The sequence below is a fragment of the Paenibacillus assamensis DSM 18201 genome, assembly GCF_000422445.1.
Classification (GTDB): domain Bacteria; phylum Bacillota; class Bacilli; order Paenibacillales; family Paenibacillaceae; genus Paenibacillus_B; species Paenibacillus_B assamensis.
In genome coordinates this window covers 63,633-77,326 of sequence record NZ_AULU01000006.1, presented here as the reverse complement: position 1 = coordinate 77,326, position 13,694 = coordinate 63,633, and the positions used below count along the sequence as shown (strand labels likewise).

At 42.9% G+C, this 13,694-nt stretch carries 15 protein-coding genes; 2 read left to right on the top strand and 13 right to left on the bottom strand.

Annotation, left to right across the window (positions count from 1 at the left end; all coding sequences use genetic code 11):
• Positions 1 to 28: 28 nt before the first annotated feature.
• From H580_RS0103325 to H580_RS0103310, 4 genes are all read right to left on the bottom strand, one after another.
• Complete coding sequence (locus H580_RS0103325) at positions 29 to 1,036, bottom strand: ABC transporter permease (RefSeq protein WP_028593524.1); 1,008 nt, start codon at positions 1,034 to 1,036, stop codon at positions 29 to 31.
• Between the two features lie 14 nt (positions 1,037 to 1,050).
• On the bottom strand, positions 1,051 to 2,571 hold the full coding sequence (locus H580_RS0103320) for a sugar ABC transporter ATP-binding protein (protein ID WP_028593523.1): 1,521 nt from the start codon (positions 2,569 to 2,571) through the stop codon (positions 1,051 to 1,053).
• A 105-nt stretch (positions 2,572 to 2,676) separates the two neighbouring features.
• Positions 2,677 to 3,780: a sugar ABC transporter substrate-binding protein gene (locus tag H580_RS0103315; protein WP_051217210.1), complete on the bottom strand. Its 1,104-nt coding sequence runs from the start codon at positions 3,778 to 3,780 to the stop codon at positions 2,677 to 2,679.
• Positions 3,781 to 3,978: 198 nt separating this feature from the next.
• Complete coding sequence (locus H580_RS0103310) at positions 3,979 to 4,260, bottom strand: hypothetical protein (RefSeq protein WP_028593521.1); 282 nt, start codon at positions 4,258 to 4,260, stop codon at positions 3,979 to 3,981.
• A 503-nt stretch (positions 4,261 to 4,763) separates the two neighbouring features.
• Between H580_RS0103310 and H580_RS0103300 the strand changes: the two genes are divergently transcribed.
• Positions 4,764 to 5,810, top strand: a complete 1,047-nt coding sequence (locus H580_RS0103300; protein ID WP_169449343.1) for an ArsR/SmtB family transcription factor — start codon at positions 4,764 to 4,766, stop codon at positions 5,808 to 5,810.
• 91 nt (positions 5,811 to 5,901) lie between these two features.
• On the top strand, positions 5,902 to 7,173 hold the full coding sequence (locus H580_RS0103295) for an MFS transporter (RefSeq protein WP_028593519.1): 1,272 nt from the start codon (positions 5,902 to 5,904) through the stop codon (positions 7,171 to 7,173).
• Positions 7,174 to 7,342: 169 nt separating this feature from the next.
• Here H580_RS0103295 and spoIVA read toward each other — a convergent pair whose 3' ends face one another.
• The 9 genes from spoIVA to plsY all read right to left on the bottom strand — a co-directional run bounded on the left by spoIVA (position 7,343) and on the right by plsY (position 13,689).
• A complete protein-coding gene (gene spoIVA / locus H580_RS0103290) occupies positions 7,343 to 8,821 on the bottom strand; it encodes a stage IV sporulation protein A (protein ID WP_028593518.1) in 1,479 nt (492 codons plus the stop codon).
• Between the two features lie 436 nt (positions 8,822 to 9,257).
• On the bottom strand, positions 9,258 to 9,989 hold the full coding sequence (locus H580_RS0103285; protein WP_028593517.1) for a hypothetical protein: 732 nt from the start codon (positions 9,987 to 9,989) through the stop codon (positions 9,258 to 9,260).
• Positions 9,990 to 10,008: 19 nt separating this feature from the next.
• Positions 10,009 to 10,368: a 2Fe-2S iron-sulfur cluster-binding protein gene (locus H580_RS0103280; RefSeq protein ID WP_028593516.1), complete on the bottom strand. Its 360-nt coding sequence runs from the start codon at positions 10,366 to 10,368 to the stop codon at positions 10,009 to 10,011.
• A 63-nt stretch (positions 10,369 to 10,431) separates the two neighbouring features.
• Positions 10,432 to 11,055 (bottom strand): nucleotidyltransferase family protein, encoded by a 624-nt coding sequence (locus H580_RS23195; protein ID WP_051217209.1) that lies wholly within the window; start codon positions 11,053 to 11,055, stop codon positions 10,432 to 10,434.
• 22 nt (positions 11,056 to 11,077) lie between these two features.
• Positions 11,078 to 11,380 carry a 2Fe-2S iron-sulfur cluster-binding protein gene (locus tag H580_RS0103270; protein WP_028593515.1) on the bottom strand — a complete coding sequence of 101 codons (303 nt, stop codon included), beginning with the start codon at positions 11,378 to 11,380 and terminating at the stop codon, positions 11,078 to 11,080.
• Positions 11,381 to 11,393: 13 nt separating this feature from the next.
• Complete coding sequence (locus tag H580_RS0103265) at positions 11,394 to 11,573, bottom strand: DUF2768 family protein (protein ID WP_028593514.1); 180 nt, start codon at positions 11,571 to 11,573, stop codon at positions 11,394 to 11,396.
• A 114-nt stretch (positions 11,574 to 11,687) separates the two neighbouring features.
• Positions 11,688 to 11,966 carry a stage VI sporulation protein F gene (locus H580_RS0103260; RefSeq protein WP_028593513.1) on the bottom strand — a complete coding sequence of 93 codons (279 nt, stop codon included), beginning with the start codon at positions 11,964 to 11,966 and terminating at the stop codon, positions 11,688 to 11,690.
• Positions 11,967 to 12,062: 96 nt separating this feature from the next.
• A complete protein-coding gene (locus tag H580_RS0103255) occupies positions 12,063 to 13,085 on the bottom strand; it encodes an NAD(P)H-dependent glycerol-3-phosphate dehydrogenase (protein WP_028593512.1) in 1,023 nt (340 codons plus the stop codon).
• On the bottom strand, positions 13,075 to 13,689 hold the full coding sequence (gene plsY / locus H580_RS0103250) for a glycerol-3-phosphate 1-O-acyltransferase PlsY (protein ID WP_028593511.1): 615 nt from the start codon (positions 13,687 to 13,689) through the stop codon (positions 13,075 to 13,077). The genes H580_RS0103255 and plsY overlap by 11 nt, the downstream gene beginning before the upstream one ends.
• Positions 13,690 to 13,694: the final 5 nt, after the last annotated feature.

Sequence of the window (13,694 nt, the reverse complement as noted above, 5' to 3'; positions counted from 1 at the left end):
AGTAGCGATATGTCTGCCAGCTTACAAATTATGAAGAAGAAGAACGCCCTCGATTCACCACATAAAACGTAATCGAAAGTGCCAACACAAGAACCGTCCCTTTAATAATATCATGTGTGTAATATTGCAAGTTCATCATCGTCAATCCATTGACCAGCACACCTATAAGCAGCGCACCAATAAAAGTACCGAATACATTGGGTTTGCCCGCTCCAAAAACAGAGAAGCCAACAAATACAGCCGCTACTGCCTCCATCAAAAGCGGCGCACCCGCATCAATTTCTCCCGTCCCTACTCTTGATGTGAATAAAATACCACCAATTGCAGCGCAAACCCCTGAGATAACATAAGCCAGTGTCCGAATTCGATTCACTCGGATACCAGACAAACGTGCAGCCTCACGATTTCCACCAGTCATGTACAGCTGTCTGCCAAAACGAGTATAACGCAACAGCAGATGTGCAGCTACAATGGCCAGCACCATGAACAGTACAGGGATAGGCACGCTAAGACTGCCAATATAGAACTCTCCTTGACCAATCGTCTGAAATGATGTTGTAATAACACCTGGAGCCTTGGTGCCGTCAGGGAATAACATATGGTCATTAATAGAGTAGCCTTTCGTATATGTCTTGTGAATACCCGCAATTATGTACATAACAGCTAGCGTCGCTAATAGATCAGGAATACGAAATTTGATAATAAAAAGGGCGTTCAGTAAACCTACTAAAGCACCAATTAAAAGTGGCACTCCAATGACAACGATCATCGGCATTTCATACCACACCATCATTGAGGCGGTTACGACGGTCGTAAGTGAAACGGTAGAGCCTACTGACAAATCAAATCCATCCACAATCAATGAGAAAGTAACACCCAGCGCAACAAAGGTTACGATCGATATGGAAGCCATAATATCTCCAATATTGGAGGCCGTCAAAAAATGTTCTAACCGCAGCGAAAAATAAACAAATACGCCAATGACTACAAAAATAGCTCCATAACGGAATAAAAAGTGCAATAGTTTATGCTTAATACCTGCTTCCATACTTATAGCTCCCCTTCTTTGCCGGCGCTAGCGTAGAACAAAAGCTGTTCTTGGGTAGCTGCATGTCGATTAAATTCTTGAACTATCTTCCCGTCACACATCACAAGAATTCGATCTGCTATCCCTATCGCTTCTGCAAATTCGCAAGTAAAGTACAGAATGGCATGTCCCTGCTTCGCTAAATCACCGATAATTTGAAATATATCCTCTTTCGCACCGACATCAACACCTTTGGTAGGCTCATCAAATACATATACATCCGCATCGGATTCCAGCCATTTTCCAATTGCTATTTTTTGTTGATTACCACCGCTTAAATATTGTACCAGCGTCTGTACTGATGCTGTTTTAATTCGAAGTTTTTCGACGATTTCCGCCGCAAGTTGACGTTCTTTCTTAGCGTTAATCCACCCAATCCAGCTTGATAGTTGTTTTAATAGGGGGAGACTCACATTGGTTTCCACCGATTCATGTACAATAAGCCCTTGTTTGCGTCGCTCTTCCGGTACTAGTACAACTCCCTTTGCAATCGCATCCGCTGGCTCCTTGAACCGAACCGACTGGCCTCTAATATAAATGGAACCCGCTTCGGGCTGTTCCACACCCGTTAATAACCTTGTTGTCTCCGTTTTCCCTGCACCAACGATACCAACCACGGCCACAATTTCGCCGCTATGTACGGAAAAATCAACACCGCGAACTCGATGACCAGATAAGAGATTTTTCGCTTCCAAAACAACTTCACCGATCGGGACATCTTCCTTTTGCACCCGCTCCTCAAGCGTGCGTCCCAGCATATGACTGACGACATCCTGTATCGATAGCTTTGAAACATGGTCTGTATGAACCCTAACCCCATCTCTCATAATCGTAATACGATCACAAATAGCAAATACTTCAGGTAAGCGATGCGATATAAAAATGACGACGAGTCCTTGCTCTTTCATCAGCTGCATTACAGCAAACAGCCTTGCAGCCTCCTCCTGACTAAGCGGTGCTGTAGGTTCATCAAAAATAACCACTTTCGCCTGCCCAATAAGTGTTCTTGCAATGAGAACCATCTGCTTTTCTGCCAATGATAGCTCTGACACGAACTTTGTTAGTGGCAGCTCCACCCCAAGCTTGGCACATGCAACAGCCGCCTGCCGCTGCTGCTGCGCAGGACTAACCCACCAAGATGCTGTGACTTGCGCCATCTGATCCAACATAATATTTTCTGCGACCGTTAACTGTGGGACAAGCGCGGTATCTACTTCTTGATAAACACAGTAAATCCCCACACTACGCGCGTCTTTCGGCTGCTCAATTTGCAGCTTCATTCCGTGCAGTTCGATCTGGCCTGCGTCCGATGAATAGGCGCCAGAGAGCACTTTCATAAGCGTACTTTTCCCAGCCCCATTTGCTCCCAAGAGTGCATGGATTTCACCGCTATATGCTTCAAAATCAACTTCCTTAAGTGTCGGTACCCCATTAAAACTCTTTTCTATACCCACCATGCGCAATAAGGAGCGAGAAATATTCATAGCACACTCACTTCCCGGCTCCTTATTTACGATCGTGGGAGAAGATTCTGCTGCGTATCGTGTTGTCAGCGTCATATCAACCCCACCTTTGCTGGATGTTGCAACTTATTTATATGGATACGATTTCATCCACTCTTTCTCCCCCTGCTTGCTGCCACTCCAACCTTGAACATACTGTCCAAGTTCATTTGTTGATACTTGTTTGTCTTTGGGTAAGTCTTCACGCTTTACAAATACCGGCTCAAGAACAACACGATCTTCTGTTTGTTCACCGTACAATTTTTGATATAAATAGCGAACTTGTACACGACCGATGTCTTTCGGATCAACAGCAGCTGTTGCAATCCATGGACTAGTCGGGTCTTGAAGCATTTGCAAATCCTCATCACTCATGTCGATGCCATATACTTTGATTTCGTCACGGCCTGCTTGCTTAATCGCTCGCGAAGCACCTTTAGCGAACTCATCCCAAGCAGCCCATACTGCCGTAATGTCACCTTTATTAGGATACTGCTTCAAAATAGCTTCCATTTTAGCCTGTGTATCCAATGCTGTACTGCTGGATGCAGCACCAAATGCCGCAATTTCTTTAATATCCGGATACTTTTGTTGGAAAGCTGCATACGCCGTCTGACGACGTTCCATCGGAGCAAATCCAGCTACCCAAATTTTCACGATATTTCCTTTTCCACCCGCATCGGCTGCCAACTGCTCTAATGTCAACTCAGCCATTCTCTCATCCCCTTGTTCGAGGACAGTTACACCCGGAATATCTAGTAGTGCATCAAAGGCGACGACGGGAATCTTATTTTCCTGTGCCTTTTTAATCCCTTTCGTTAATGCCTCTGGTGTTCCATGATCCGTTAAAATACCATCGAAGTTCTGGTTCACAGCCATATTTACGTATGTAGCCATCTTAGATTTATCTCGTTCAGCGACGAACACCGTCAGCTCTCCACCAAATCGCTCTACTTCTTCCTTAACGCCTTCAGCATACTGCTGCGAGAACGTTCCTGTATTTAATTCCATGACTAGCGCGATCCGCTTGCCTTTTAGATCCTTCTCGTTCTCAACTTTATTTTCTTCCTGATGATTTGCGGTTGTCGACTGTCCCGCTGACTTAATTCCACATGCAGATAAAAGAATTGAAAAACATAAAATAGCAGAAAACATTCCCCATATGCGCCCTCGTCTCAACGTTGTCCCCATCTCAACATCCCCTATTGTATATTTAGCGTGCTTATAACCAACATTTTCCGCACAACTATTAGACAATAATATATACGTTATTTCCTAGTATGTAAATCGGTTTTAAGGTATTTAATGATATTTCCATTAAAATTCAATCAAAATCACATAAAAAAAGGGTACTTACCCTCTAAACGGTAAGCAACCCTTGAGTTATAATTATATTGTTTCGCCTGCTTGTTGTGCAGCCTCCAAAAGCGTATCAAATAAATCGTCATCTTCTTCTAATCTTTCATCTAACTTCAGCAACTCTTCTTCTACTCCACTTTCAGACGTGTAATGTAGACTATAATCCCATTCTTTCCCCTTCTTACTGTAGACCGTCAACTCGTACGGATGCTGGTAGCCTTCAAGCTTGAAAACAACCGTTCCAAGGTACGCACCTTCCTCATCTGTTTTCATTTGCGCTGACACAATATGTACTTCATTTTGCACGCTCATCAAAAATCCCTCGCTCTTCTTATCCTACTCCCCAAAAATAGGGACTTACTATGAGTATACCATTTTCTTAAATAAACTTCATAAAAGCCACTTGACAGATACAGGAATTACCATTAAATTAATTATCACAATTATCGAAACAGACATTAGACGAACAACGAAGAGGGGTGTTATTATGATCAAACCTTTTAAATCGATTTTTTTCAAAGCAAATAGACGTGTGTTACCAATCACTACTCTAAACAAGCTATTTAGTGATAAGAAATCAAAACAATCTGAATCTGCACGAACTGAACACTTGACAGTAGCAAGAATTACCCTAACGATGTATTCTAATCTGAGGTAACATTCGATAATAATCAAACATCAGTTACGAATATAATGGATATTCAACTTCTTGTAAAAAGTAAGGACAAATAAAACAATTGACTGTTTCATCGATTACCATTATATTGTAATCTAAAGATATGTTCGATGATTATCTAAAAGGAGATTCGAAATTGGTGAATAATCTAGCATCGATCCCACTAAATACGAGCAGCTCTATTACCGTTGAGCTACTTGCAGCAATGTTCCGACTAACGAACCATGACCAACTGGTACCGCAGCAACCTTCCATGCAGTTGCACCAAGATAACCAACTCAACCAATACGTTCAAGAAGCTCGGCTTAAACTGTCAAAAGATACTTTGGAACAAATACAATTGTTTTTCCACCATGATAATTCCTGCGGCATATCTGTTCTGCCGACTATTATTCAAAATGACATGTCCATTGAAGATTTGTTTCACTGGATAGAGCAATTGCCGTCCAATGAGCTTTTCCTTCAATTTTTGAACTATAGTATAGATCCAGAAATAAGCACCATTCCAGAACTCACCACAAGCAATATACTTGAACGCTTAGAACAAACGTCATTACCTGAAAAAGAACGTTGGAAAATGCTCTACTTTCACGCAGATACAGAACGCATGAAGAGCAAATATCTAGAACTGCTTCGCGTATTTTACGAAAATATTTTTAAGCTATGGGAAGAGGAGCTAACTGCGCGATTAGAGCAAAGCTTGCTACAGCTTAATCAGCTTATTCAAGAGAATGGCGTTAAGCAGTTGAACAAAGCTTTAAGAACAGACATTGTTCCTGTTTCGACGAACGATCTTCCGATTCATGTATTCCCTTCTTATTTTATGAACACAGCAGCGTTCATTTATGATAATGAAGATGGATTTATATGCTTGTTGGGCATTAATCGTCTGGACATGATAAGCAAACACGATATTAATCATCAACAAATTAGCGATTCTCTCAAAGTACTGTCAGATGAGAAGCGGATTCATATCATTCAACTATTGAACCGAGCACCACGTTATGGACATGAGCTTGCCAAAGAACTAAACCTGACTAACTCTACAATATCCCATCATCTCAACGCATTAACGACGACAGGGATTGTCAAAGCCATCCGGCAAGAAAATAAAGTTTATTACCATACGGATAAAGAACGCATCGCAGAAGTACTTCAACATTTAACGCAGATGTTAACCGAATAACACAGCTTTATCGCTGTGTTATTCTTTTGAAACAACATTCGATATTCATCTAAAGTCATTTTATATAAAAATATAAAAAAGGTGGTTAATCATGAAAAACTTTTTACGACGCAACCCAAAGTTTCTTCGCTTCTGGCTTGCTGCATGGTCTTCTGAATTTGGTGATAACATTCGCAATACCGCACTTTTATTCGTTATTTTAGAACAATTCGCCGATAAAGCCGCAGCAGCTATATCCATCAATCTCATATTAGAGTACGCCCCGATTTTTTTACTAGGCCCTATTATTGGCGTATTTGCAGATCGCTTTGATCGTAAGACATCCTTGTCTAGTGCATTATTGTTTAGAGCCGTAGTTATGCTGCTATTTATCGGAGCGATCGCAGTGAACTCCGTACTAATGATCTACATAGGTTCCTTTTTATCCGCTATTTCTACGCTTGTCTTTCGAGCTTCACAGCCTGCTTTTACGATGAGTCTTGTGCACAATGATGATAGACTTATTGCTGCAAGCTATCGTCAAATGTCCATCAGCTTTACTAACATTATTGGACCTGTAGTTGCCATCATGTTGTACGGCGCGATTGGGTCAAGTTTCATGATCGTCATTGCTACAGTCCTCTTTATTGGTGCTGCTACTACTATTATTCGAATTCCGAATGAACAACAAAACAATGAATTATCTGCGAGCATCAACACAAAATCACTAACATTCCACTCCATTTGGAGCGATTTAAAACTTGGTTTTCAATTTGCGCTGAGCCATAAAATCGTCAAGATCGTTACACTTAGTAATTTGGCGTTCGGATTAGTAGCAGGCGTATATAATGTAATGCAGATGTTCCTCATTACTGAATATTTAGGGCTGCCTAAAGAATCCTTGGCTTGGTTTACCCCTATTATCGGAGTAACTATGCTTATTGGTTCGTTAGCAATTCCGAAAATAAAATGCAAACCGGAACGTCTGTTAACGATATCTGTCTTCCTTCTTGCATGCGGATTAGGAGGAATGACTATTTTCCCAAGTGTTATCTGGGTCATTGCTGCAACTGTCCTATTCTTTTCCGGTATCGTAGCCTATAACATCACAACCGCATCTCTCATACAAACTCATGTTGAAATAGATTTTCAAGGTAGAGTGAGCACCTTCATTCAATTAGCATGGATGGGACCTATGCTGCTTATGTCACTTATAGTCGGCCAGCTGTATCCAGCCGTTTCGATTAGCTATTTGTTTATTGGAACAGGATGTATCGTCTTCCTGCTCGCAATTACAGTCGCTTATCGGATCGCCAAATTACAAGTCAATCCTCATCCGCTTTCTATGGAAATGGAACAAAATAAGCTGGCACAATCTTTATGAGTGAACTTCAATCCGAGTCCTTCGTGCGAAATAGATACATAAAGTAAATATTTTTATGCTCTGGTAAACAAACACCCCCTTCATTGTAGAGAAGCTCTCAACAGAGCTGTCTACCAATTGAAGGGGGTTGCTTAGCTTATTTAGAACATCAAACAAATGTACAACGCCATTACAATATAATAGCTATCAAGCCACCAGATCCTTCGTTAATAATACGACCCAGCGTTTCTTGCAGCTTGTATCGAGCATTGTCTGGCATCATCGCAATCTTGCCTTGAATGCCTTCACGCACAATCGAATGAAGCGAACGACCAAATATGTCGGACTCCCAAATCTTCGTAGGATCATTCTCGAAGTCCTGCATCAAATAGCGCATAAGTTCTTCACTCTGTCTCTCCGTACCAATAATCGGAGCAAATTCTGATTCCACATCGACACGTATCATATGTATCGACGGAGCAGTTGCTTTCAGGCGAACACCAAAGCGAGAGCCTTGACGGATAAGTTCTGGCTCATCCAGTGCCATCTCTGCAAGAGTAGGCGCCGCAATGCCATAGCCCGTTGTTTTAACCATTTCTAACGCCTCTTCGAAGCGATCAAACTCTTTCTTCGCATGCGCAAACTGCTGCATCAATTGAAGTAGATGGTCTTTGCCTCGAATTTCAACGCCAACCACTTCCATCAAAATTTGATCATACAGCTCATCCGGTGCATACAAATCAATCTCCGCAACGCCTTGCCCCATATCCATACCGCTCAAGCCAGCACGTGCGATGAAGTCATATTCGGTGAATTGTTGTACGATACGGTCCACATCACGCAAGCGACGAATATCTTTCACAGTATCACGAACTGAACTTTCATAGCTGGATCGGAGCCAGTGCTGTTCATTCAGTACCATTACCCAGCTAGGTAGATTCACATTCACCTCATGAACCGGGAATTCGTACAATACTTCGCGCAATACGCCGATAACATCTTCTTCACCCATCGTCGCAGCACTAAGCGCCAGCACTGGAATATCATACTTCGCTTGTAATTCATTACGGAGCGCCTGTGTCTCTTCGCTGCGCGGCTTCGTAGAGTTGATGATAAGCACAAATGGCTTGCCAACTTCCTTCAACTCATTAATAACCCGCTCTTCTGATTCCACATAAGAACGACGTGGGATTTCGGCAATCGTACCATCTGTTGTTACGACTACACCTAATGTTGAGTGTTCCTGTATCACCTTGCGTGTCCCTATCTCCGCTGCTTCCTGGAAAGGAATTGGATCCTCAAACCAAGGTGTATTAATCATACGTGGTCCACTTTCATCCTCGTAACCTTTGGCACCTTCAACGGCATAGCCGACACAGTCTACCAACCTTACATTTACGTCAAGACCCTCTGCTACTTTAATCTGAACCGCATTGTTCGGAACGAACTTAGGCTCTGTTGTCATAATCGTCTTGCCAGCCGCACTTTGTGGAAGTTCATCCACGGCACGAATGCGATCGGATTCGTTCGTAATATTCGGCAGCACGACCGTTTCCATGAAACGTTTTATAAATGTTGATTTACCCGTGCGGACCGCACCAACGACCCCGAGGTAAATATCCCCGCCGGTACGCTCGGCAATGTCCTTAAAAATGTCTACTTTCTCCAATTGATATCCCCTCCTCAAATAATTCCCGACGGACATGAAGGCAGCGTCCGCCTTCCGCCCTTCAGAAACAATTAGCACCGTTGCTGGAATTGAGCTGTTGCCGTTGTCGCTAGTGTTCGCCGCCCGGTTCATATGCAGCAATGAGCAAGCGATGCAACCTGTACATGCTTTGGACTAGTAAGATCATATGATAGAACGTCATAAATATGACGATCATCCACACTTTTTTTTACTATCGCTGCTCATAACGTTAGTAAATAACTATGAGGGGCTCTTCAGCAGAGCGACGCCTTCCTACACAGGTATATGTGTTTTGTTCAAATATATGACAACCATTATGTATTTCTACTTAAAAAATTTATACATAAAAAAAAGCAAGTGCAGTCTCTTACCTGCACTTGCTTCTACTTGCTATAGATATGGCTCCACATTCTAATCATATCCTGACGCTTTGCTTAGGCCAAGGCGCATTCTCTCTCCATTCATAAACAGGAGATTTAACGGGTACAAATAAACCTTCCGTTACGAGCAATTCCTGAACCTGATCTGTGTGGTCAGCAGGTTTCTTACCCGACTTCTCAACAGCCTTCATGATGTCTGGAGCATAGTCTGCAAATACGTTTCCTTGCTCATCCATAATAAAAGGGAGTGAATCACCGCTATACGGACTCCTGATATCAACAGGGCGAGCACCTATCTTTTCTAACGATATTTCAAAAAATCCAGGATAAATTTGTTCTTTGCTCGGCAATTGACCTTCATGCTTCTCTATGTACATCGTAACCGCTCGCTGCAAATCATTTACTCTCTGAGCCGTCGGAAGGTGCATTAAACGAACAGTAGGTTTAATCTCTTCATTAACAATGAGATAAACCCCAGTCCCACCATTTTCAAATGCATTCGCAGGAATTGCGCTAAGCACTTGATTTGTCAGTAGAGCTTCAAAATCAACTTTGAATTTCTCGTATCTCGGCACAGATTGGTCTGCAGTAACAATCGGAAGTAATGAATTTCGTTTCTGATATTCGTCAACTGCATGCTGAACGAGCAAAATTCCATCTTTTGCAGAAGCTTGATTCTCTTTTCGCAGTTCATTAGGGTACATACATCCCTGCAGAAGCAAACAAACAACTAGAAGTAAGCTGACTACGAATTTAGTGCGACTCAATCCGATTCTCCTCCCCCACCTACCATAGGCGGTCCTCCTCTTGCTGCTCCAACAGTCGTTTACGAACTGCCGCCTTTAAAGGATCTTCTGGCACATGAATGACCGCTTTACCATGTGCCGAGCCAATAATACGAGTCTGACAGGCTAATCGTTCTCCACAAGTTGAAAAATAACCCATCTTACGCTGCTCAGCCTCAGTCGGGGAGTTCATCATCCCCTCATCAGCCTCAATCGACACTTTGCATTGTAGACAGCCCGCTTTGCCATCACAACGAGTTCGTATGGAAATACGAGCTTTACGCGCAGCCTCCAAAACGGTCATGCCTTGCTTAATTTCAATCTGTTTGCCATCAGGTTCAAACTGAATACTAATGCTCATACAGCACCTCCTTTATGCGGATGCTAGTAGAGTTAATCCAACAACACGGTGTAGAATACTCCTTTAATCCTTGCTGTGCGCGCTATTCTCATACGCATCTAGGCATAATTCAGGCAATATACGTCGAATATTTACATATGCACTAGAGGATGGCTCACATTTAGATAATACATAAGACAATACCTCTCTATGCTGCTGGGGATTGCATTGAATTGCCGCTGCAATGGCATCTACACGCTCTACTCTTCCCCTCAGCATATTAAAAAGAAGTTCATGTATGAGTGGTGTCAATATGATGGAATGTTCCCCAACAGTCACCGATGGAGCATAGTTCCACAAACCCTCACTAACTTCCATCTGGTAACTACACCATTCGTTCCTTACATGGAATTGTCCAACAAGCTCTACAGAACAACTATTTATTTCATAATGACTTAGCAATGAACGATACATTTCTGTCTCATTCCAAACCGCGTCATCCGTAGATTTGCTCCGCCATAATTGATGAAGCAGCTGTGCATCACATTGATCAGCGAACACATCAATATCATTTGGCGGAGCTAGTAGCTCCACTCCTTGTAACAACAGGCTGCAACTTCCACCTATCATCCATTTCGAAGAATCATGCGACTGACTTGCAAGCCATTCAATCGCATGAGCCATCGTTTCTCTCATTTGTTGATGCATAGTAAACCCCATCACAATTTCATTAGTAATATGGTGCAAACTTCGCTGCCACTGTCGTGTCAGCATCTAACACTTTAGCCTGACATGCTAATCGGTAACCTGATCGTAGTTCATCTTCATCCATACGGTCCCATTCAGCATCTGTTATTTCATTCAACTGGAGATGTCCTTCCTCGATTATACAGCGGCACTGCGCACACGTACCTCGTTCACATCTATATTGCCAATCCAATTGAAGCTCGATTGCCGACTGCAGCAACGTTCGACCTACAATAATTTCTGCTTGTCCTTCTCTTGTTCGACCCATTAATTTGAGTTCTCCCATATACGCTGAGCCCCTATACAATTGAAATAAAGCTGTATAACATACCTAGCAAAAGTATTACGAAAGCAATTAATGTTAATATTCCCTTAATCCATCCACGAGTCTTGGATCGGGCAAACACAACGAGGATTGCTGATAAAGCCATGAGACCAATTCCGATAAAAGAAACCCACATCTTCGTTAAACCATCCATGCCAACGTCTCCCATTCTTCCAAACTGACCCTATTATAACATCCGTCATAAAGAAACAAAAGACGACATATTGGTTGATTTCACCAACATGCCGTCTCAACGATTAGCAGCCGCCTACTTCTTCGTCATCAGCTTCATTAATGACTCTAGACTGCCTCCATTTATCCCGCTCTTTTTCACGGTACTAATAATTTCATTTACCGTTGACTCCGTAACTGGCACGTTCGCCATCATAGCGACCTGCTTAATGAGCTGTCGAAGCTGAGCCTCGCTCTGCATCGTTTCAGGAGTTACAGTACTTGCCACGTTTTTGATCTGATTTTCTGTAATAGGCTTGTTAATCTTCTTATTAATTGCTTGGAGTGCATCTTTCGGAACTTTCCCCTTCGACATGTCAACTGTACCTCCTCAACTGAACTCTTCATAGTGTATGAAAGAGCAAGCATGAAGGTGAGGCTCGTAACCATGTCCAATTGAAATCATGTCCCGTTAAAACGAAATATCCTCAATCTCGTTTTTTCGAACACGACCCATCAATTTCTCAACAGCGGTTTTGGGTTCCAGTTGTTCGAACAATACTCGATACAACTGCTCTGTGATTGGCATTTGTACATGATGCTTCTCAGCCAATATATGAGCAGCCTTCGTTGTACGAATACCTTCTACAACCATTCCCATCTGCTGAAGCACTTCATCAATAGGCATCCCTTGACCGATCATAGATCCAGCACGCCAGTTGCGACTGTGCTGACTCGTACACGTTACAACCAAGTCACCAACACCTGCTAAGCCAGCAAACGTTAATGGATTGGCCCCCATAGCTGTTCCAAGACGTACGATTTCAGCTAAGCCACGCGTAATAAGTGCTGCTTTGCCATTATCACCGAATTTTAGACCATCTGAGAGCCCCGCTCCCAATGCTATAATATTTTTAAGTGCACCAGCCAGTTCTACCCCAACTACATCTGAGTTCGTATAGACACGGAAATAAGAATCATTCATAAATAAATCTTGTGCCTTCGCAGCCGTTTCCTGTGACGCTGAAGCGACAACGACTGTAGTTGGACACTGACTAATTACTTCTTCCGCATGGCTAGGACCAGATAAAACAGCAATGCGTTCTTCACCACATTGAAGTTCGTCGTTTAGCACTTCAGACATTCTTGCAAGTGTCTCCGTTTCAAATCCTTTGACGGCATGAACGATAAACATATGCTGCTGCCAATACTGCTTCATCTGTGCTGCTACACTGCGCAATGCTGATGATGGAGCGACGATTACACATGCATACGCGCCATTCATCGCATCCTCAATTGAAGTAGTTGCCCGAATAGCTGAATTTAGCATTGCATTTGGCAAGTACTTTTGATTCGTGTGCCGTTCATTTATTTCAACGGCTTGCTGCTCGCTGCGTGTCCAGACGACTACTTCATGTTGATTGTCAGCCAAAACTTGGCATAACGCGGTTCCCCAACTCCCAGCTACAAATACAGCAACCTTTTTAACGGACACGTGCCTCTCCTCCCTTATTAGCACCGAGACGATTCTCTGTGCCCTTCATCAGCTTCACAATATTACTGCGATGAGCGTAGAAAGCAAAGAGACAAAGCAGCACACTTCCTAAAAAGATACTATTGTCGTATTTATACAACCAAATAAACACTGGTGTCAAAAATGCAAATACTAGCGAACCAAGGGATACGTACCTTTTCCATACGATGGTCAAAATTGCAAACACAGACGCTGATAGTGCCGCCCAAAATGCCAACATGGCGAGAACCCCAATTGTAGTAGCAATTCCCTTCCCACCACGAAAACGGAAAAAGATCGGCCAATTGTGGCCAGCAATAGCTGCGATTCCACAAACTACAGCTACCCATGAGTCATCCGATACAAGGTAGCCCAGCAAAACAGCAGCAATACCTTTCACTGCATCAAGCAGTAATACGCAAAGGGCAGGACCTTTTCCTAAAACACGCAGCGTATTCGTTGCGCCAGCGTTGCCGCTGCCATGATGTCGAATATCAATTCCACGGAGCCACTTGGCAAACAGAACGCTGAAACTGACTGAGCCAATCAAATAGCTGCCGATTATAGAAAGTATGGGTAACGTCACCTTAG